Genomic DNA, 19,226 nt, shown 5'->3' on the forward strand with positions numbered 1-19,226 from the left:
TCGCCCCCGCCACAAGGGAGTTGCTAGTCGACGTCCACCGGGCCGTCGTTCGGCTTGCGGTCCTTGCCCGCGCGGAGCTGGAGCAGGCCGTTGCCGGCGCTCTTGTCCTCGGCGGCGGCCTCCGGGGAGTCCCCGCCGTTCAGGTTCTGCCGGACCGAGTCGAGGATCGTCAGCCCCTGGGACACCAGACCGGCGGCGATCTCGCCGAGGCCGTCCGCGCCGTTGAGGACGTTGACGTTGGCGCCCGCGAGGCCGCCGGCCGCCTCCTTCACGATCAGCGGGAGTTGGTCGATCAGCATGCGGTCGAGCGCGACGCGGTCGTACGACGCCGCCGCCTCGGCCTGGATCCGCATGCGCTGCGCGTCGGCCGCGGCGAGCACCCGGATCCGCTCGGCCTCCGCCTCGGCGGGCCGCACGATCTCCGCGACGAGCTGCTCCTGGCGCAACTTGGCCTGGCGCAGGGCCAGTTCGGTCTGCGCGGCCAGGACCTCCTGCTGGGCGTGGGCCTGCGCGAGCGGTCCGGCCTGGGCGGCCTGCGCCTGCGCGCGGTCCACCTCGGCGGAGTACTCGGCCTTGACGACGGCGGTCTGCCGCGCGTACTCGGCCTGGTTGCGGGCCGCCGCCTGCTCCGCCTCGGCGGACGCCTGGGTGGCCTGCGCCTGGGCGATCTGGGCCTGGCGCTGGATGGCCGCCTTGTGCGGGGCGGACATCGCGTCGATGTACCCGGTGTCGCCGTCGTCGATGGACTGGATCTGGAGCGAGTCGACGATCAGGCCGATCTTCGCCATCTCCGTCTTCGAGGTGTCCAGGACCTCCGCGGCGAGCTTCTGCCGCTCCGTGACGATCTCCTCGACCGTCATCGACCCGATGATCGCGCGCAGATGGCCGGCGAAGATCCGCCCGGTCAGCACCGCCATCTGGTCCTGGTCGGAGAGGAAGCGCTGGCCCGCGTTGATGATGCTCGCGTGGTCGTTGCCCACCTTGAAGGCGATGACGGCACGGACGTGCAGGGCGATCCCCTGCTTGGTCACACAGGTCTCGGTGACCTCGGCCTCACACATCGACAAGGTGAGGAAACGGGTCTTGCGGAAGACCGGCAGCACGAACTTCCCGTGCCCCGTCACCACTCGGAACGGCGCGCCCTTCAGCCCCCGCCTGCCCCCCGAGATCAGCATCGCCTCGTCGGGAGCAGGAACGCGATATCCGAACATGTTTCTTGTGCTCCTCATCCAGCGTCGGCGGTACCGCCGCCGAGCGCGTCCAATGGATCCACCCACTCCATGACGCAGACCTCACGGCATCCCCGTGACTCGGTCACAAGCACCGTCGCCCCCGCCGGCAGTGGATCCTCCGACCAGGCGAGAAAGGTCTCCAGGCCGCCCCGGACCCGTACCAGGATCTCGCCGGGACCGGCGGAACCGCGGGTGGCGACAAGTACCGTCCCCGTGCGGCCGATCACAGCCTCGTCCTGCGGCTCGAACGGCCGCCCTTCATCGCTCAGGCCCACGGATCGAACAATAGACCCGCGAGTGGCGCTGCCCAATGGCCCCCTCGATCCGGATCGCCCGGCACCGCGGACACCACCGCGCGCGCCCCGCACGGGACGGCGTCCCGGACACCCCGGCACCGCCTGCCGTCAGGGCGGCGCGGGCGGTCGGGGCCCGTCGGGGGTTCGGTGCGGGGCGAGTTGGCCGCACGACCGCGGCGGGCTCCTCAACGCGGTTGCCGCGAGCGCCGGTTGACCGGCACCGGGCCGCGCGGGCCGCGGCGGGCAGCGCCCGGCCGGGTCGTCCGCACGCCGGAAGGCCGTGCGCCGAGGGGACGTTGGCGGTCCCGCTCCGTGCGGCGGGCGGACGGAGCGGGACCGGCGGCCGGCCGTTCAGGCCACCGGGTTCTCCAGCAGGGTGACCCGGTTGCCGTCCGGGTCCTCCAGGGAGGCGAGCCGGGTGCGCTCGCCGCCGGTCTGCACCGGGCCGGCGGTCAGACCGCGCTCCGCGAGTCCCGCGAGGGCCTTGTCCAGGTCCGGCACCTCCAGATTGACGAACGTCGCGCCCGCGCGCCCGGCGTCCTCGAAGACCTGGAGCCAGCCGCCCGCCGTGAGGTGCCAGTCGGCGAGCGACGGCATGGGGCGGGCGTCCGCCGGACGCCCGAGCAGCCGTTCGTACCAGGCCTCCGCGGTCTCCACGTCGCTCACGGGCGCGACCATCAGTACGCGCGCAATGTCCACGGATGCCACCTGCTTCGAAGTCGTGGTCGGATGCCTCTCCTTGTTCAGACGGCCCGGAGCACCGGAACTCATCGCACCCGGCGGCCGGGAGCGGTCCGGCACCGCCCGGCGCCCCCGGACCACGCGCCTCCGGGCGGTCCGTGCCCACCCGGTACAGTGCCGCGACGGCAGCCCGGCCGTGCGGGAAGGGGAAGCGTGACCGACAGCAGTGGTGAGACCCAGTTCGCCGACGCCGCGGCGCCGGAGCCCGAGCGGAGCCGCGTGCGGCGCCTGATGCGCTACGTCCCGCTGATCGCTCCCGTCCTGCTGTGGGCGGTGCCCTGCTGGGTGCTGCTCCTCGGCGGCCAGCACTGGCCGCTGCCCGTCACGGTGACCGGTGTCGCCCTGTTCGCCGCCGGGCTGGTCTGCATGCCGGTCGCGATGATGCGCGGCCACGGCCGGCGGCAGCAGGACGCCGCGGCGATCGTCGGTGACACCCTGCTGGGCAGCGCCTGGATCCTGTTCACCTGGTCCGTCCTGCTCGGTGTCCTGCTGCGGCTCGCCCTGACCCTGGCGGACGTCGGCGACGGGCAGCAGCGGGCGCGCATCGTCACCTGGGCCGTCCTCGGCACGGCCGCCGTGCTGATCCTCTGGGGGTACGCCGAGGCCCGCCGGGTGCCGCGGGTGCGCACGCTCGACGTCGAACTGCCGCGCCTGGGGGCCGGGCTGGACGGCACCAGGGTCGTCCTGATCACCGACACCCACTACGGGCCGCTCGACCGGGCCCGCTGGTCGGCACGGGTCTGCGAGACCGTGAACGGCCTGGAGGCCGACCTGGTCTGCCACGCCGGCGACATCGCGGACGGCACGGCGGACCGCCGCCGCGCGCAGGCGGCACCGCTGGGCACCGTGCGGGCGAGCCGGGCCCGGGTCTACGTCACCGGCAACCACGAGTACTACAGCGAGGCCCAGGGCTGGGTCGACCTGATGGGCGAGCTGGGCTGGGAACCGCTGCGCAACCGCCATGTGCTGCTCGAACGCGGCGGCGACACCCTCGTGGTCGCCGGTGTGGACGACGTCACCGCCGAGTCCTCGGGGCTGGCCGGCCACGGCGCCGACCTCGCCGGGGCACTGGACGGCGCCGACCCCGGCCTGCCCGTCCTGCTCCTGGCCCACCAGCCCGCGTTCGTCGACCGGGCCGCCGACGCCGGTGTGGACCTCCAGCTCTCCGGCCACACGCACGGCGGTCAGATCTGGCCCTTCCACCACCTGGTCCGCCTCGACCAGCCCGCCCTGGCCGGTCTCAGCCGCCACGGCGCCCGCACGCTCCTGTACACCAGCCGCGGCACCGGTTTCTGGGGCCCGCCGTTCCGCGTCTTCGCCCCCAGCGAGATCACGCTGCTCGTCCTGCGCGGCGCCGGGCGGCCGGCCGCGTCGTAGCCCCGGCCGGTGGTGGGCGGCCCGCGGCACCTTGATGGAATGGGCGCATGACGATCTGGGAAGCATGTGCCGTCCTCGCCGCGGGAGTCGGGGCCGGCACCATCAACGCGGTCGTCGGCTCCGGCACCCTCCTCACCTTTCCGGTCCTGCTCGCCGTGGGTGTGCCGCCGGTCACCGCGAACGTGTCCAACACCCTTGGCCTGGTGCCCGGTTCGGTCAGCGCCGTCGTCGCCTACCGTCGTGAACTGACGGGCCTGCGGCCGCTGTTGCTCCGGCTGGGCGCGGCGGCCCTCGCGGGCGGGAGCGTCGGCGCGGTGCTGCTGCTCGTGCTGCCGCAGAAGGTCTTCTCCGCGATCGTGCCGGTGTTCATCGCCCTCGCGCTCGTCCTCGTGGTGCTCCAGCCGCGCGTCGCCCGCCGGGTGGCGGCCGCGAACGGCGGCGCGGGAGGCGCGCCCGGGGGCCCGGTGCTCGGTGCGGGTGTGTTCGCCACCGGGATCTACGGAGGCTATTTCGGCGCCGCGCAGGGGGTGTTGCTGCTCGGGCTGCTCGGCGTGTTCCTGCGGCAGGACCTGCAGAGGATCAACGCCGTGAAGAACGTCCTGGCCCTGCTGGTCAACGCCGTCGCGGCCGTCGTCTTCCTGTTCGTCGCCCATTTCGACTGGCGGGCGGTCCTGTTGATCGCCTGCGGTTCCGTGCTCGGCGGCCAGGCCGGGGCCCGCCTGGGCCGACGGCTCTCCCCCGCCGTGCTGCGGGGGGTGATCGTCGTGGTGGGCCTGGCCGCGATCGTTCAGCTCCTGGTCAACTGACCCGGTCCTCCGGCGTGTTGGACGACAGGCAGGCGGCGACCTCCGCGACGACCGCCCGCGCGAGGTCCGCCACGGTGTCGCCGGCCCGCTCGGGCACCACGGCGTGCACGACGCCGTCCGCCAACAGGTCGACGGCACGCACGTGTTGGCGCCTCGCCATGGCGGCGGCGTGTTCGGTGCTCCCGTGCACGATGGTGCTCGCGCCCTCGGGCGGCAGCGGGGACAGCCACGCCCGCTCCGCCGCGACGACCGTGCGGGCCGGCAGCAGGGCGAGCGCCCCGCCACCGGTGCCCTGCCCGAGCAGGACCGACACGGTCGGAACCGTGAGCGTGGCCAGCGCGGCCACGCAGCGGGCGATCTCCCCGCTCAGCGCGCCCTGTTCCGCCTCCACCGAGAGGTCGGCGCCGGCCGTGTCGATCACCGTGACCAGCGGCAGCCGCAGTTCCCCGGCGAGCGCCATCGCGCGGCGGGCCTTGCGCAGCGCGGCCGGGCCCAGCGGGCTGCGGGCGCCCTCGCGCGACCTGTCCTGACCCACCACGACGCAGGGCAGCCCGTCGAGGCGGGTCAGCGCGACCAGTACCGCGTCGTCCCGCTCGCCCTCGACGCTCGCCGCGAGCGGCACCGTGCTGTCGCCCCCGTGCAGCAGCAGGTCGCGCACGCCGATGCGGTCCGGTGCCCGCGTCGCCGTGACCGACGCCCACGCGTCGCGTTCGGCCAGGGGGCGTCCGGTGCGGCGCGGCAGGGACGGACGGTCCGGGCCGTCGACGAGGACGCGCAGCACCCGGTCCGTCAGGGCCGACAGGTCCTCGGTGGGGACCACCGCGTCGAGCACCCCGTGCGCGGCGAGGTTCTCGGCCGCCTGGACACCCGCCGGGAACGGCTCGCCGTGCAGCGCCTCGTAGACCTTCGGTCCCAGGAAGCCGATCCGGGCGCCCGGCTCACCGACGGTGACGTGGCCGAGCGAGCCCCACGACGCGAACACACCGCCGGTCGTCGGATCTCCCAGGTGCACCAGGTAGGGCAGCCCGGCCGCGCGGTGGTCCATCAGCGCGCGGGAGATGTCCACCATCTTCACGAACGCCGGTGTGCCCTCCTGCATCCGCGTACCGCCCGTGGCGGTGGAGGCGAGCAGCGGGAGCCCGGCCGCGGTCGCGCGGCGCACGGCCCGGGTGATGCGTGCCGCGGCCGCGACGCCGATGGAGCCGCCGAGGAACTGGAACTCGTTGACGACGACGGCGACGGGACGGCCGCGAACCAGCCCCCGTCCGGTCAGTACGGACTCGTCGGCGCCCGACCGCTCGGCCGCGGCGGCGAGCCTGCTGCGGTACTCCTCGGGGTGGGCCCCCGTGTCGACGGGCTCGTCCCACGACTCGAACGAGTCGTCGTCCAGGACGAGTTCGATCAGTTCGGCGGCGCTCCTGCGTCCCACTAGCGGCCGCCGTCCGGTGCGGCGGGGGCGAGCGGGTCGCGGACGGACCGCGCCGAGAGGAAGAGGTCGACCACCAGTGCTCCGTCCAACGGTCCGTGTCTGCTTGCCACTCACTCTCCCCCATGGTGATGCAGCGCGGCCCGCCGACGGGGGTGTTCGGGCGTGCGGCCTCCCACTCGGCGGCGGTGCCGTGGGTCACACGGCGCGGGCGCCCCGCCGTTCGGCGAGGCGCGTGGTGAGCCCGTGCGCCTCCTGGAGCAGCAGCGTGCCGAGCCGGTGCAGGCGCGGCGGGGCGAGGCGGGCCTCGATGCCGGTGATGCTGAGGGCGAACCGGGGGTTGCCCCGGGGGTCGAAGACGGCCGCCCCGATCCCCCAGCTCCCGTTGACGACGAGCCCGGGGTTCACGGCGTAGCCGTCGCGCCGTGTCCGGGCGATGTGTTCGCGGACGCGGTCCCGGGCGTGCTCGGGTCCGTGGGTCCGCGCGAGGTCGGTGGAGTCGACGTACGCGTCCCGCTCGCGCGCGTCGAGGAAGGCCAGGATCACCTGTCCCGCGGAGGCGACCCCGAGGGGGAACCGGATGCCCTCGTGCAGGACGTGGGACCGGATGGGGAAGCTGCCGTCCTCGCGCACCAGGCAGACGGTCTCGTCGCCGCGCCGCGCGGAGAAGAAGGCGCTCTCGCCGGTGTGCCGGGCCAGCCGGCGCACCGTGGGCCGGGCCGCGTCCGTCTCGTCGTGGCGGCTGCCGGCGGCCATGCCGAGGAGGTAGATCTCGGGGCCCAGGTGCCAGTTGCCGTCGGCGGCGTCCCGGTCGGTCAGGCCCTCGGCCATCAGCGACGACAGCATGCGGTGCGCGGTCGGCCGGGCGAGACCGGTGCGGGTGGCGAGCAGTGTCGTCGACGCTCCCCGGGGCTCCTCGCCGGAGAGGGCGCGCAGCAGTGCTCCGACACGTCCTACGACGTTGTTGGCGGCGTCCACGGGGCCATCGTAGGAGGCGTCCACCCAGTGGACGCAAGGGTGCGGAGATGACCGTTCCGCGAGCGGTTCAGCGGTGTTGCGGCGTCCACTGATTGACCGCCCCGGGGTGCCTGCCTTCAATGACGAGTCCGCCGACGCCGGTCGGCGGAGGGAGGGCAGGAGCATGGACAAGGTGTTCGGATCGGCCGCCGAAGCGGTCCTCGACATCCCCTCGGGAAGCACGATCGCGGTCGGCGGTTTCGGTCTGTGCGGGATCCCGTCGGTACTCGTCGAGGCGCTGCTGGCGGCCGGCGTCGGTGATCTGGAGGTGGCGTCCAACAACGCCGGGGTCGACGACGGGGGGCTCGGGCTGCTGCTGGCGGCGGGACGGCTGCGCCGGATCGTGGCGTCCTACGTGGGCGAGAACAGGGAGTTCGCCCGCCAGTACCTCTCCGGCGAGCTGGAGGTGGAGCTGACCCCGCAGGGCACCCTCGCGGAGCGGATGCGGGCCGGCGGCTCGGGCATCCCCGCGTTCTTCACGGCCACGGGCGTCGGCACCCAGGTCGCCGAGGGGGGCCTGCCCTGGAGGTACGGCCCGGACGGCGGGGTGCTGGTCGCGTCGCCGCCGAAGCAGACCCAGGTGTTCGACACCCCCGCCGGACCCCGGGACTTCGTGCTGGAGCGTGCGATCGTCGCGGACTTCGGCCTGGTGCGCGCCTGGCGGGGCGACCGGCACGGCAATCTCGTCTTCCGGAAGTCCGCCCGCAACTTCAACCCCCTCGTCGCGATGTGCGGCCGCGTCACCGTCGCGGAGGTCGAGGAGCTGGCCGAACCCGGCGAGCTGGACCCCGACGAGATCCACACACCGGGGGTGTTCGTCCAGCGGGTGGTCGCGCTGACCCCCGCGCAGGCGGCGGACAAGCGGATCGAGAGGCGCACCGTGCGGGAGGTGGCGGCATGAGCTGGACGCGCGAGGAGATGGCGGCGCGGGCCGCGGCGGAACTGGCCGACGGCTCCTACGTGAACCTCGGGATCGGACTGCCGACGCTGGTGCCCAACCATGTGCCGGACGACGTGGAGTTGGTGCTCCAGTCGGAGAACGGCATCCTCGGTGTCGGCGCCTGTCCGGTCGCCGGGGAGGAGGACGCCGACCTGGTCAACGCCGGCAAGGAGACGGTCAGCGTCCGGCGGGGCGCCTCGTTCTTCGACTCGGCGACGTCGTTCGCGATGATCCGCGGCGGCAAGATCGACACGGCGATCCTGGGCGCCATGCAGGTCTCCAGGAGCGGAGACATCGCCAACTGGATGATCCCCGGCAGGATGGTCAAGGGCATGGGCGGGGCGATGGACCTGGTGCACGGCGCCAAGAAGGTCATCGTGCTCATGGAGCACGTGGCCAGGGACGGTTCGTACAAGATCGTCGAGGAGTGCTCGCTGCCCCACACCGGCAGGGGTGTGGTGCAGCGCGTCATCACCGACCTGTGCGTCGTCGACGTGACGCCGGCCGGACTCGTCCTGGTCGAACTCGCGCCCGGTGTGAGCGTCGACGAGGTGCGGGCCAGGACGGAACCCGAGATCGCGTACACCCCCGCGACGGCCGGCGCGCCCTCGGCGGGTTGACGACGACGTGCCCGCCGGGACGGCCACCGCGGCGGTTCCGGCCGGCCCGGCGGGTGGGACCGCCGGTGGTGCCGCGTGCGGGGGCACGTGCGGGGGCGCGGGGTCGCGTGCGGGGGCCGTCCGTTCAGTCCGGGCTCCGCAGGGCGGGGAGGCCGGCGCAGAGAGCGGCCGGGAAGGCGGGCTCGACGCGGTGCACGTCGGCGCAGCCCGCCCGGGTGCCGCGCGCGACGGGCACCCAGCCCGACTTCCCGGCCCGGAAGAACCACCGGTCCCCGAGGCTCGCCCCGCACCCCGGCGCCTCGCCCTCCGCGCAGGCCGGGCCCATCCGTGAGGACACGTCGAACACCAGCCACTTGCCGTCGCAGTGCTCCGCGCCGCGGGAGGTGTGGTTCGGCACGTCGAGGGCCGCCACCGCCTGGTCGTAGGAGGCGGGGGTGCAGCCCGTGGGCGCGGGGTGGCAGCCGAGGTCGCCGCAGAGGCGCAGGTCGGGCAGGTCGGCGTCGTCCGCGGTGAACACCGTGTCGTTGTCGACGGACAGTTCGCGCCGGCCGAGCGCGGCCGGCAGCCGCACCCGCGCCGTGCGGGTCGCGGTCTTCGAGCAGTCGGCGTGCGGGGCGCCGGTCAGGGCGGAGAAGGTGACCTGCACCCACACGGTGCGCTCCGACGTCGAGGTCACGACCGCCCTCAGTCCGCGCGCGCAGGTCTTCCCCCCGCCGGGCACCTCCGCGTCGACGCCGAGCGAGCGCCCGCCGTCGGTGAGCCGGGCGGCGGTCACGCGGAACGGCGCGAACGTCTGCCAGTGCGGCACTTCCGCCGTCGGCGCACCGGCGCCGGCCCGCTGTGTCCCGCAGGCGCCGAGGAGCAGTACGGCCACGGCGCCCAGGACGAAGCCGGCCGGTGATCTCCTGGAGTGCATGCGTTCCGGACCCCCCGTGAAGCCGATCGACCCGGGTCACTATAGAAGGCCGCGTACACGTCAAGCCCGGCGCGACCGTACGCGCGCTCCCGCTCCGCCGCCCCCGGCTCCCCGGACCGTGCCGGGGCGACCGGGCGGATCGGGACCTCCGGCGGGAGAGGCAGGGCCGGTCGGCCCGAGCGGGGCGAACGCCGTTCGGACAGGCTGGAGTCGAGACAACCGCGGCGGTCCTGCGACGGCGCGCCCCGAACCGGTGGCGCCGGGGTGCCGCCGCCCGAGAGTGCCCGCGCGACGAGGTCGCCGCCCCGGCGGCCGACGAGAGGACGTGACCGGCCATGACGACCGACCGCACCCGCCTGAACCCGCCCCCCGCCGCCCCCGGCGGCGACCTGGGCCGGCGCCTCACCGCGCGCCGGGTCCAACTCGGGCTGACGCGGGAGGAGACGGCGGGCCGGGCCGGCATGGCCACGAGCTACCTGGCACACCTGGAACAGCACCCCGGCGTCACGCCGGGGCAGAGCACCCTGCACGCGCTGGCGACCGTGCTGCGGACCACGGTGGCCGGGCTCACCGGGGCCGACGCCGATCTGCCGCCGGGCCCCGGGAAGGCCGGACACGCGCCGCGCTTCACGGAGTTGAGCAGGACGGAGTGCGGCGACCTGCTCTCCTCGCACGGCGTCGGACGGCTCGCGATCACCACCGAGCACGGGCCGGTGATCGTCCCCGTCAACTACAGCGTCATCGACGGCACCATCGTCTTCCGGACGGCCCGCGACGCGACGCCGGCGCTCGCGGCGGGCGCGCCGGTCGCCTTCGAGGTCGACCGCATCGACGACGCGTTCGCGGAGGGCTGGAGCGTACTGGCCCGCGGCCACGGCCGCCGGGTGTCGGACCCCGTCGAGGCGAACCTCCTCGCGGCACGGGCGTACAGCCTGCCCTGGGCCGGCGGGGGCCGGGACACCTGGGTACGCATCGAGCCGTACGAGGTCACGGGACGCCGCATCGAGGTGTGAACCGGCCGCGCGCCGCGGCGCCCGCGCGGACCGCGCGACTCCTCGGCGGACGCCTACCGGACGGACCGACGCCGTGCCCGGACGAAGCTCCGCGCCTCCTGCCACACCGCCACCGCGACGGCGACGCAGCCGAGACCCACGAGCGTGACGGTAAGCACGCTCACGTCCCGCCGCGTCGCCACGCGGACGATGCCCGTGACGACCACGACGGCCCCCATGAACCGTCGGAAAAGCCTCGTCCCCCAGGACTCGGGTGTCTGCTCGTTCATGACTGCCGGGTGATCCCTCGGGAAGGACGGGGCGGACTCCGGAAGGCGTCCGCGTCGTGATCGTACAGACGAACGCCCTTGGTGGGACGGCCACTTGAGCACCGGGCCGGAGTCCACCCGCACCTGGTCCGCACGCCCGCGAGGTTCCTCCTAGCGCTCCGCGGCGGCCGGGACCGGGGCCGCCGCGAGGCACTCCTCCAGGAAGGCCAGTGCCTTGAGGTGGTACGCGCGGGCCGTCGCCCCGAGGCTGATGTTGTGTCCGGCCCTCAAGTGGCGTTCCACCACGACGCGGGGCGCGTTCACGAACAGGGCGGCGATCTCGCCGAGGGAGTCGTCGTCGTGGCACCACCACTGCTCGTGCTCGGCGAAGGTGAGCCGGACGGGCGTCCTGACGCGGGCGGCGACGTGCGGGAAGCGGTCGGGCCAGTGCGGGGTGTCGTCGCTCTCGCGCGGCGGCATCGGCTGCATCAGCCCGCCCGACGAGAACGTCCCGTCCGGGTACAGGCGCAGCGGGCCCCAGTACTTCTTCCAGTGGGCGGCCCTCCCGCCGCCGCGCCCGTCGCCGCCCCCGTCACGGCCCGTACCGGGGGCGAAACGGTGGCCGCAGCCGGACACGTCGACCCCGAGGTACCCCGGCCCGGCGGGCCCGGCCGCCGCGGTCAGGGCGAGGGAACCCCCGTAGGAGTGGGCCAGCAGGAACAGCCCGGCGCCCACGTCGTGCCGGGCGGCAAGGTCCTCCAGCGCGGTGGTCACCGTCGTGACCTGCTCGGCCAGGCACTGCCCCTCGGGCAGGGCGGCGGCGGAGGAGCCGTACCCCGGGCGGTCGAGTGCCACGACCGCGTAGCCGAGCCGGGCGCCGAGCGTGAGCAGCGACAGGGCGGGGTGGGCGCGGCCGTCGAAGTAGGCGGCGCCGGTGCCTCCCCCGTGCAGGGCGACGACGGTGGCCCTGGGCGCCGTGTCGGCCGGCACGCAGATCAGCGCGGACAGCCGCGTGGAGCCGGCGTCGAGGGTGGTGCGGCGTACGCCGGGGGACGGCACGTGCTCGGGGGCTGCCATGCGCTTCTCCGTTCACTGCGCGCTGCGACGGGCGGGACCCGCGGCGGGCGGGCCGTGTCCCGCCGGACGGCGGCCGCGGGCCGGGGGGCACCCCGGGGCCGCCGTCCGGCGGAAGCCTTCTCACACGACGTCGAGGATCTTCCAGTGTCCGCGCTTGAGGTAACTCGACCCGTCCTGCGCGTCGTTGAAGAAGTCGACGAGGAGGTAGCGGCCCGGGTGCAGCCGGAGGGTGAGTTCTGAGCTGCGCCCGCTGACCATGGGGAGTCCGCCGGTGCCCTCGTTCAGGTCGACGGGGTCCGTGGGCAGCGGCTCGGTCGGGAACTCCCCGCTGGGGCCGAAGCGGTCGACGTAGGCGCGTACGTCGTCCTCGGTGGCACCGGCGGCGAGCGGGAAGAAGATCGCCTCGACGTTCTGGTGGGCGGGCATCGCGTTGGTGAAGCGCAGCGGGCGGCCCGCGCGCACGGTTCCCTCCTGCCGCCAGCGGGGCTGCCCGTCGACGAGTCGGGCGGTGAACGTCGCGGTGGGGACGGGACGGCGCCCCGCCGCCGGTCCGGACACGGTCAGGGTGCTGTGCCGGGCGTCGGTCTCACGGATGTTCTGGTAGTCGAAGAACCAGTACGTCCCGGGGCTCAGGTCCTGAGTGAAGGTGGCCGGCAGGTCCGGGTGCATGGTGGTGCCGCCCAGGAGTTCGGCGGTCCCCTCCAGTTCGGCGCTGCCCTCGACCACGTCGCCCGACACATGGTTGATGATCTTCAGCATCACCGCCCGGAACTGCTCGAACGTGACTCCGGAGCGAGGGCGGACCAGGGATACCCAGCCGGAGGCCGGGTCCGAACTCGTGACGTGGAACGTGGTGGGCCCGGGGGCCGCGGTGGTGGGAGCGGTCAGACCGGCCGTGCTGGACCGGATCTCCAGAACGCTCTTGCCGGAGTCCGCCGCGGTCCGCGCGGACGTCGCGACAGCGGGTGGGACCGCCGGTGACTCGGCCGCGGAGACGGCCGGTTGGGCCAGGCCGGCCCCGGCGAGCACCAGCCCGACGACAGTGGCGAGGCCACGCTTGCATGGGGACATGGACGTCCTTCGGCGAGGAGGGGCGGGAAAGGGGGCGGGGGCGGGGTTCCGCGCGCCGGGCCGGGGTCCGGCGGCAACCGTCAGGCGGGGTAGGGCCGCTTGTCGCGGGCCTCGCGCAACGCCGTTCCCCACCAGATGAGTTGGTCGATCATCGCGGTGGCGGCGAGGTCGGCGGCCTCCGGGGACTCCAGCACCCCGTCCGTGCCGAACAGGTCCCACGCCATGTGGAAACTGACCGTGTCCCGCAGCGTCACGGCGTGCAACTCGTTGAGGACGGGGCGCAGTTGCTCCACGGCGCGCAGACCGCCCGCGAGACCGCCGTACGAGACGAAGGCGACCGGCTTGGCACGCCACTGCGTGTAGTGCCAGTCGATCAGCGACTTCAGCGACGCCGGGAAACTGTGGTTGTACTCGGGGGTGTTGATGACGAAGGCGTCCGCCGACTCCAGCCGGGCGCGCAGCGGGGTGAGCACGTCGGCGACCTCGGCGGGCGGTTCGTTGCTCAGCACGTTGGGCAGCGGATGGTCGGCGAGGTCGATGACGTCGAGCATCAGCTCGTCGCGCTTGTCGATCTGCTTGGCGAGCCAGTCGGTGACCGTGGGCCCGAAGCGTCCCTCCCGGACGCTGGCGGAGATGACGGCGACACGCAGTGCGGGGGACATGGGTGGGGTCTCCTCTGATCTTGGCCGGTGGTGGTCGGGCGGGCGGCCGGTGGTCGGCCTGCCGCCCCGGTGGTGGTCGGTCGGTGCGTCGATGACTTCGGGCTACGGGGCTTCGGGGCTCTGGGGCTCGGGGGCCTCGGGCGGGGTGCCCGCCTCAGGGGCGGGTGTTCGGCGGGCGGGTCACGGGACAGCCGTCCGTGCCGCCTCGGCCGCGGCGGACAGGGCCTCGCCGTACTCCCGCTCGTCGTGCGCCCCGACAAGGGGCTCCTGGCCGCCCACCTCGACCCGGGGCACCGCGGTGACCCCGTGCTCGGCGCCGGCGGCCAGCGCGGCGCGGACGTCGTCGGGCGCGACGGGCGACCGGTCCGGGTCCACACCGCTCTCGGCGGCCAGGTCGCGCAGCACCGCCGGGTCGGCGATGTTCAGGCCGTCGGTGAAGTAGGCGCGGAACAGCCGCTCCACCGTCGCCTCGGCGCGGTCCTGGCCGGCGGCCTGCGCCACCAGGGCGTGGGCGCGCAGGGTGTTGACGAACACGGCGCGCTCGAAGTGCAGCTCCAGGCCGTCGTCGGCGGCCACGAGCGCCATCCGCCGGGTCATCGCGGCGGCCTTGTCGCCGAAGTCCCGGGCGTGCCGGTCACTGAGCGGCTCGCCCCGCTCGGTCGCGTCGGGGGCCACCTGGTGGGGGTGGAAGACGACGTCCACCGGGACGCCCGTGGACCGGACGGCGCGGGCGGCGCGTTCGAAGCGGGTGAAGCCGATGTAGGAGTGGACGCAGGTGAGGTCCAGAAAGAAGTCGGTCCGTACGGTCGTCGGTGCGGGTGTCACGTCGCGCTCCTTGCTGCGGCGGTGGTGCGGGCGGGCCCGCGGGTCAGGAGGGCCGGGGGTCGCGCTGCTGCCGCGGGGTGTCCCGGACGGGCTGTGCGGCGGCGGTTGCCGGGGTGTCGTCGGCGGAGGGCCCGCGGCGCCGGCCGCGTACCGAGCCGGCGGCGTAGGCGAGGGCTATGCCGGCGCACCCCACGGCTATGACGGCGAACGCGGGCTGGATGCCGAGGCCCTGGGCGACGGGCTGCACCAGGACGGGGGCGAGGAACTGGCCGAGGAACAGCGCCGTGGTGAGGTATCCCGAGTACCGTCCGCGGACGTCCTCGGGCGCCTTGCTGATCACCCAGTTGTTGAGGGTCGGCATCAGGACGCCCAGGCCGAACCCCATGACCACCATGCCGACGAAGAGGACGGCGACGTGCGGCGCCGCGAAGAGCACGACATACCCCGCCGCGATCGCGGTGAACGCCGCCGCGACCAGGCTGTACTCGCCGGCCAGCCGCCGGAAGAAGGCGAACCGCAGGGCGACGACCCCGGTGGTGAAGGTCTGGGTGGCGATGACGGCTCCGGACATCACGGAGCTGTCGTGGAAGTGGTCCTCGACGAGGAAAGGGATCTGCACGGGTACCGAGTAGAAGGCGACCTGCCCCAGCGTCATCGCGGCGAGGGCCGCGACGACGGCTCCGGGCAGCCGGTGGCGGCCCGCCCTCCGTCCGGCGCCGGACCGCTCCGCGCCGGTGTCCCCGTCCGCGCCGTCGGCGGTGCCGGGACCGGCGTCGGGCCGGCGAGAGGGCAGGAAGCGCCAGGCGGGCACCGCGAGGACCGCGGCCAGCAGGTAGACGAGGAAGACCGACCGCCAGCCGAGGCCGGCCAGCGCGCCGCCGCCGAGCAGGAGCACCACGCCCCCGAAGGCACCGGCCGCGGCCTGGCGGCCCATCAGCCGCTGCCGCTCGGTGCCCTCGTACAGATCGCCGATCATGGCGATGCTGCTGCTCATGACCAGGGAGACGCCGATGCCCAGCACGACGCGTCCGGCGAGGATGCTGACCAGGTCGGGCAGATAGGCGCCCGAACTGCCGCCGAGCGCGAAGGCCGCCATCCCGAGCAGCAGGGTGCGTTTGCGGCCGATCCGTTCGGACAGCGCGCCGGCCAGCGGCGCGAAGAGCACGATCGCCAGCGCGTGCGTCGTGGTGATCATGCGGGCGAGCAGGTCGACGTCGGCGGTGTCCTTGAAGGCGGTGCGGATGTCGGGTATCACCGGCGCGACCGTCGCGCCCGCCATGATGGTGAGCGTGCCGGCCAGGACCAGAACGGTGCCCGGTCCGCTGCCTCGCGACGGTGCGCCGCGGTCCGGCTTCACTCGGGTGTCCACAGTCGGTCTCTCTTTCCGCTGTCGCTGTCGTGCGGTCGCCGCCCCCGCGGTTCCCGCCTGCGGGGCGGTGCTGTCCGGCGGGTGCTCGCCCCGGCCGGGTCAGTGCGGTTTGCGGCCCCACGCGGAGAACAGCAGCGTGGTGACGTCGCGGGACTCGGGCCGGTCGAGGGAGTCGACGAACGCGTCCACGTCCTCGGCCCTGACCAGCCCCGCGTCGACCAGTTGCCGCCCCTGCAACTCCATGCGGGCGCGCATGAGTTCGTTCTCCTGCGGTCCGGTGCCCGGCCCCAGGGCCCGTACGTGGAAGTCGACCGCCTCCAGTCCCGCGATGGCCAGGCGCGCGGGCAGTCGCCGGGCGAAGCGGACGTCGGAACCGCCGAGCGCGAAGGCCTTCGTGTAGCCCTCCACGACGGCGCGGCCGAGGGGGGTGGGCGCGTCGTCCGGCGGCATGAAGTAGAAGTCCTCGACGACCAGCCAGCCGCCGGGCGCCACCCATTCGACGGCGCGGTCCAGCAGGTCGCTCGGGCTGCGCACGGACGACAGGACGGCGCGGGCGAGCACCAGGTCGAAGGTGCCGGGCTCGAACTCCGGGGCGAGGAGGTCGGCCTGACGGACCGTCAGGTTGTGGTCCCGGAGCGGTTCCAGGTACCGGGTGTTGGTGTCGACGGCGAGCACCGAGCCCTCGGGTACGCGTTCGGCCAGCCAGGAGGACATGGACCCCATGCCCGCGCCCATGTCGAGGCACTTCCACGTCGGCGCGGGGGCGAGGCCCTCGATGATGCTCATGGTCCTGGGGTCGTAGTTGCGCTGCCACATCTTCGACAGCAGGTACTCGCTGTCGTGGGTGTCCTCCACGGTGTACCTCACAGACTCGTCGGGGGGTGGGTGACCTGGCCGGGCCCGGTGCCGTCCGCGGGGGTGGCGGCGTCCCGGGTGTCCACCGTGATCGCTCCCGTGGGGCAGCACTCGGCGATGGCCTCGGCGAGATCGATGCGGTCGGGGTCGGTCAGTACGGACCGGCGGACCACGGCGCGGCTGTTGCCGGAGACCTCGAACAGGTCCGCGTCCATGGCCTGGCACAGCCCCATGGACCGGCAGACGCCGGGGTCGATGCTGATGGTGGCTTTCACGGGCCTCCTCCTCGTGTGCTGCGGCGGGCGGGCCGGCCGTTTCGTCAGGCGAGGTCGACGGGCAGGGAGACGATCCGGCGCATGGCCCAGTTGTCGATGTAGCCGACCTCCTCGCGGGGCAGGCCGAGGGAGAGCCGGGGGAAACGCCGGAAGAGGGCGGGGACGGCGATCTCGCTCTCCAGCCGGGCGAGGGCGCCGCCCAGGCAGTTGTGCAGGCCGTGACCCAGGCCCAGGTGCCGGCCATCGGTGCGGGTGAGGTCGAGACGGTCCGGGTCGGTGAACCGCCGGGGGTCCCGGTTCCCGGACAGCAGTGCCGCGATGACCGGGGCTCCGGCCGGCAGCCGGGTACCGGCGAACTCCAGCTCCTCGGTGGTGACCCGGAACAGCGCGGTGCTCAACGCGCCTTCGTAGCGCAGGAGTTCCTCGACGGCGGCCGGTGCGGTCTCGGGCCGTGCGACGAGCAGCGCGCGTTGGTCCGGGTGGTCGAGCAGCGCCAGGGTGGCGTTGCCGACGAACGCCCGGATGGTGTCGCTGCCGGCCAGGATCATCGCGGCGACCATGGCGACGAGTTCGTCCTCGTCGAGCCGGTCGCCGTCCTCACGGGCCTGGACGAGGGCCGACACCAGGTCGTCGGCCGGCCGCCGCCGCTTGTCGTGGACCAGTTCGGCCGCGTAGTCGCAGATCCGGGTGAAGCCGGTGGCGACGTCGCCCATGCGTTCGGGGTCCGAGGGGAACGCCTGGGCGAGCGCTTCCACCAGTTCGTCGTGGCGGTCGATGCGCAGGCCGAGGATCTGTCCCATGACGGTGGACGACACCACTCCGGCGTAGTCGGCCATGACGTCGATGCGGGTCCGCCGGGCGCACTCGTCGAGGGTGCTTTCCACGAGGTCGGTGACGGTTCCGCGCCACTGCGCGATGCGGCGCGGGGTGAACGCGGACATCGCGAGACGCCGCAGCCGCGTGTGGGCGGGCGGGTCCACGACGGTGACCGACTTCTCCAGCAGGCTGCCGGCGCCGCTGACGAGCCCGGCCGCCCGGAACTCCTCGCTCCCCCAGGTGCCGCCCTCCGAGCTGAAGCGCGGGTCGGCCAGCAGGGCGCGGATGTCGTCGTACCGCGTGACGATCCACATGGGCACGTCGCCGACGGGAAACTCGAAAGGGTGGACCGGGGAATTGTCCCGCAGCCACTCAAAGGTCGGGTAGGGGTTCTGGAAATATTCTGGGGTGAATAACTCTGCCGCGACGCCGGATACCGTCACACCCATTCCTCCGCCTCCTTCAAGGCACTTGTTCGCATCGTTCGGACCAGCCGAATCGGTAGGCACAGCAGGGAAGTTGGCACGACGCCCCCGAATTCGTCCGCCACCCTCCCGACCCTTTTCCTGATATTTTCCCGACGGGTCGCGGGTGGCGTCAACGAAATCCGGCCGGGGCTCTCGCAATGTTCGGCAAGGATTCTCAGACAACGCACACGGCTGTGTCAGAGGTTCGTCAGGTCGGCAGCAGGGCGCCGGCGAGGAGGGAGCGGGCCTCGGCCACGGCCTCGGCGGCGGCGAACCAGTCGCCGTCGGTGACGACCGCCACCGAGATCTCGTCGGCACCGGCCCGCGCGTAGTCCGCCAGGCCCTCGGCGATCTGCCGGGCGGTTCCGGAGAGCGGGATCCGGGCCGCCACTTCCGGCGGGCGGCCGTAGCCCTCGGCGAGCCGTCGGACGAAGGCCTCCCGGGTGCCCCGTGCCGCGGCGTCGTCCCCCGGTACGCAGCCGCCCGCGACCACGACCGAGGGGTCGGGACGTCCCGCCCCGGCCGCCTGCCGTCGCAGCGAACGCACGCCGTCGGCGAGTTCCTCCGCGGTGAGCGTGGACGGCAGCCAGCCGTCGGCGAGTGTCGCGGCGCGCCGCACGGCCGCCGCGGAACCGCCGCCGACGAGGATCGGGGGGACCTCGGCGCCGGGAGCCAGCCGCACCCGCGGGGAGTCCGGTACGTCCGCGCACGGGGTCGACTCCCCCGCCACCAGCCCCGGCAGGACGCGCAGCACCGACTCCAGGCGGCCGCCCCGGTGTTCGCCGCTCTCCCCGAGGGCCTTCCAGTAGGGCGCCCGGGGCATCCCGCCCGCGCCGAGCCCGAGGACCACCCGGTTCGCCGAGAGGTGCTGGAGCGTGGCGATCTGGGACGCCAACTGGACCGCGGGCTGCGAGAGGGCCACCCGTACGCCGAACAGGACGCGCACCGTGCTGGTGGCGGCGGCGGCCACGGCGGCCGTCACCGTGGTGTCCAGCGCGGGACTGCCGTCGCCCAGGACCAGGTCGGCGACCCGGACCGAGTCGAAGCCGAGCTGCTCGGCGTGGCGTGCCGCCGCGGCGATGTCGGGCACTCCGTGGCGGTCGATCTCGTCGAGCATGGGCAGTGCGACACCGACGGCGGGCATGCGGAGGGAACTCATGGCGTCTTCCTCTCTGCG

General features: G+C 74.0%; 21 protein-coding genes. 5 read left to right on the forward strand and 16 right to left on the reverse strand.

Going from position 1 to position 19,226, the window contains the following annotated elements; translation table 11 throughout:
• Positions 1-23: 23 nt before the first annotated feature.
• From ACFZA0_RS31160 to ACFZA0_RS31170, 3 genes are all read right to left on the reverse strand, one after another.
• On the reverse strand, positions 24-1,211 hold the full coding sequence (locus ACFZA0_RS31160) for an SPFH domain-containing protein (RefSeq protein WP_391023134.1): 1,188 nt from the start codon (positions 1,209-1,211) through the stop codon (positions 24-26).
• 14 nt (positions 1,212-1,225) lie between these two features.
• The gene (locus ACFZA0_RS31165) at positions 1,226-1,507 is read right to left on the reverse strand and encodes an NfeD family protein (RefSeq protein WP_391023136.1); all 282 of its coding nucleotides are present in this window, start codon (positions 1,505-1,507) and stop codon (positions 1,226-1,228) included.
• Positions 1,508-1,879: 372 nt separating this feature from the next.
• Positions 1,880-2,206, reverse strand: coding sequence for a VOC family protein (locus ACFZA0_RS31170; RefSeq protein WP_391023220.1), 327 nt, complete (start codon positions 2,204-2,206; stop codon positions 1,880-1,882).
• Between the two features lie 216 nt (positions 2,207-2,422).
• Here ACFZA0_RS31170 and ACFZA0_RS31175 point away from each other — a divergent pair, with 216 nt between their 5' ends.
• Both ACFZA0_RS31175 and ACFZA0_RS31180 read left to right on the forward strand, forming a co-directional pair.
• Positions 2,423-3,646, forward strand: a complete 1,224-nt coding sequence (locus ACFZA0_RS31175) for a metallophosphoesterase (protein WP_391023138.1) — start codon at positions 2,423-2,425, stop codon at positions 3,644-3,646.
• A gap of 47 nt (positions 3,647-3,693) precedes the next feature.
• Positions 3,694-4,452, forward strand: coding sequence for a TSUP family transporter (locus ACFZA0_RS31180; protein ID WP_391023140.1), 759 nt, complete (start codon positions 3,694-3,696; stop codon positions 4,450-4,452).
• Here ACFZA0_RS31180 and ACFZA0_RS31185 read toward each other — a convergent pair.
• Together ACFZA0_RS31185 and ACFZA0_RS31190 are read right to left on the reverse strand one after the other, a co-directional pair.
• The gene (locus tag ACFZA0_RS31185; protein WP_391023142.1) at positions 4,445-5,881 is read right to left on the reverse strand and encodes a carboxyl transferase domain-containing protein; all 1,437 of its coding nucleotides are present in this window, start codon (positions 5,879-5,881) and stop codon (positions 4,445-4,447) included. The genes ACFZA0_RS31180 and ACFZA0_RS31185 overlap by 8 nt on opposite strands.
• Positions 5,882-6,076: 195 nt before the next feature.
• Positions 6,077-6,856 carry an IclR family transcriptional regulator C-terminal domain-containing protein gene (locus ACFZA0_RS31190; RefSeq protein ID WP_391023144.1) on the reverse strand — a complete coding sequence of 260 codons (780 nt, stop codon included), beginning with the start codon at positions 6,854-6,856 and terminating at the stop codon, positions 6,077-6,079.
• Between the two features lie 163 nt (positions 6,857-7,019).
• On the opposite strand from ACFZA0_RS31190, the gene ACFZA0_RS31195 reads away from it, so the two are divergent.
• On the forward strand, positions 7,020-7,796 hold the full coding sequence (locus ACFZA0_RS31195; protein WP_391023146.1) for a 3-oxoacid CoA-transferase subunit A: 777 nt from the start codon (positions 7,020-7,022) through the stop codon (positions 7,794-7,796).
• Complete coding sequence (locus ACFZA0_RS31200; RefSeq protein ID WP_391023148.1) at positions 7,793-8,455, forward strand: 3-oxoacid CoA-transferase subunit B; 663 nt, start codon at positions 7,793-7,795, stop codon at positions 8,453-8,455. Before ACFZA0_RS31195 ends, ACFZA0_RS31200 begins: the two co-directional genes overlap by 4 nt.
• Positions 8,456-8,579: 124 nt before the next feature.
• On the opposite strand, the gene ACFZA0_RS31205 is transcribed toward ACFZA0_RS31200, so the two are convergent.
• Positions 8,580-9,371, reverse strand: a complete 792-nt coding sequence (locus tag ACFZA0_RS31205; protein WP_391023150.1) for a hypothetical protein — start codon at positions 9,369-9,371, stop codon at positions 8,580-8,582.
• A gap of 335 nt (positions 9,372-9,706) precedes the next feature.
• On the opposite strand from ACFZA0_RS31205, the gene ACFZA0_RS31210 reads away from it, so the two are divergent.
• Entirely contained in the window at positions 9,707-10,384 is a 678-nt protein-coding gene (locus ACFZA0_RS31210) for a pyridoxamine 5'-phosphate oxidase family protein (RefSeq protein ID WP_391023152.1), read from the forward strand.
• A 53-nt stretch (positions 10,385-10,437) separates the two neighbouring features.
• On the opposite strand, the gene ACFZA0_RS31215 is transcribed toward ACFZA0_RS31210, so the two are convergent.
• From ACFZA0_RS31215 to ACFZA0_RS31260, 10 genes are all read right to left on the reverse strand, one after another.
• Positions 10,438-10,653, reverse strand: coding sequence for a hypothetical protein (locus tag ACFZA0_RS31215; RefSeq protein WP_391023154.1), 216 nt, complete (start codon positions 10,651-10,653; stop codon positions 10,438-10,440).
• A 150-nt stretch (positions 10,654-10,803) separates the two neighbouring features.
• The gene (locus ACFZA0_RS31220) at positions 10,804-11,709 is read right to left on the reverse strand and encodes an alpha/beta fold hydrolase (protein ID WP_391023155.1); all 906 of its coding nucleotides are present in this window, start codon (positions 11,707-11,709) and stop codon (positions 10,804-10,806) included.
• A gap of 120 nt (positions 11,710-11,829) precedes the next feature.
• Positions 11,830-12,780 (reverse strand): hypothetical protein, encoded by a 951-nt coding sequence (locus ACFZA0_RS31225; RefSeq protein WP_391023157.1) that lies wholly within the window; start codon positions 12,778-12,780, stop codon positions 11,830-11,832.
• Between the two features lie 80 nt (positions 12,781-12,860).
• Positions 12,861-13,442 (reverse strand): NAD(P)H-dependent oxidoreductase, encoded by a 582-nt coding sequence (locus tag ACFZA0_RS31230; protein WP_391023158.1) that lies wholly within the window; start codon positions 13,440-13,442, stop codon positions 12,861-12,863.
• Between the two features lie 180 nt (positions 13,443-13,622).
• Positions 13,623-14,267 (reverse strand): DsbA family protein, encoded by a 645-nt coding sequence (locus ACFZA0_RS31235; RefSeq protein WP_391023160.1) that lies wholly within the window; start codon positions 14,265-14,267, stop codon positions 13,623-13,625.
• Positions 14,268-14,310: 43 nt separating this feature from the next.
• Entirely contained in the window at positions 14,311-15,636 is a 1,326-nt protein-coding gene (locus ACFZA0_RS31240; RefSeq protein WP_391023161.1) for an MFS transporter, read from the reverse strand.
• A gap of 99 nt (positions 15,637-15,735) precedes the next feature.
• Positions 15,736-16,491 (reverse strand): methyltransferase domain-containing protein, encoded by a 756-nt coding sequence (locus ACFZA0_RS31245; protein WP_391023163.1) that lies wholly within the window; start codon positions 16,489-16,491, stop codon positions 15,736-15,738.
• Positions 16,492-16,499: 8 nt separating this feature from the next.
• Complete coding sequence (locus tag ACFZA0_RS31250; RefSeq protein WP_391023165.1) at positions 16,500-16,766, reverse strand: 4Fe-4S domain-containing protein; 267 nt, start codon at positions 16,764-16,766, stop codon at positions 16,500-16,502.
• A gap of 44 nt (positions 16,767-16,810) precedes the next feature.
• Positions 16,811-17,896, reverse strand: a complete 1,086-nt coding sequence (locus ACFZA0_RS31255) for a cytochrome P450 (protein WP_391023222.1) — start codon at positions 17,894-17,896, stop codon at positions 16,811-16,813.
• Between the two features lie 361 nt (positions 17,897-18,257).
• Positions 18,258-19,208, reverse strand: a complete 951-nt coding sequence (locus tag ACFZA0_RS31260; RefSeq protein WP_391023167.1) for an LLM class flavin-dependent oxidoreductase — start codon at positions 19,206-19,208, stop codon at positions 18,258-18,260.
• Positions 19,209-19,226 lie beyond the last annotated feature (18 nt).

The organism is Streptomyces sp. NPDC008150 (assembly GCF_042956945.1).
Lineage (GTDB): Bacteria > Actinomycetota > Actinomycetes > Streptomycetales > Streptomycetaceae > Streptomyces.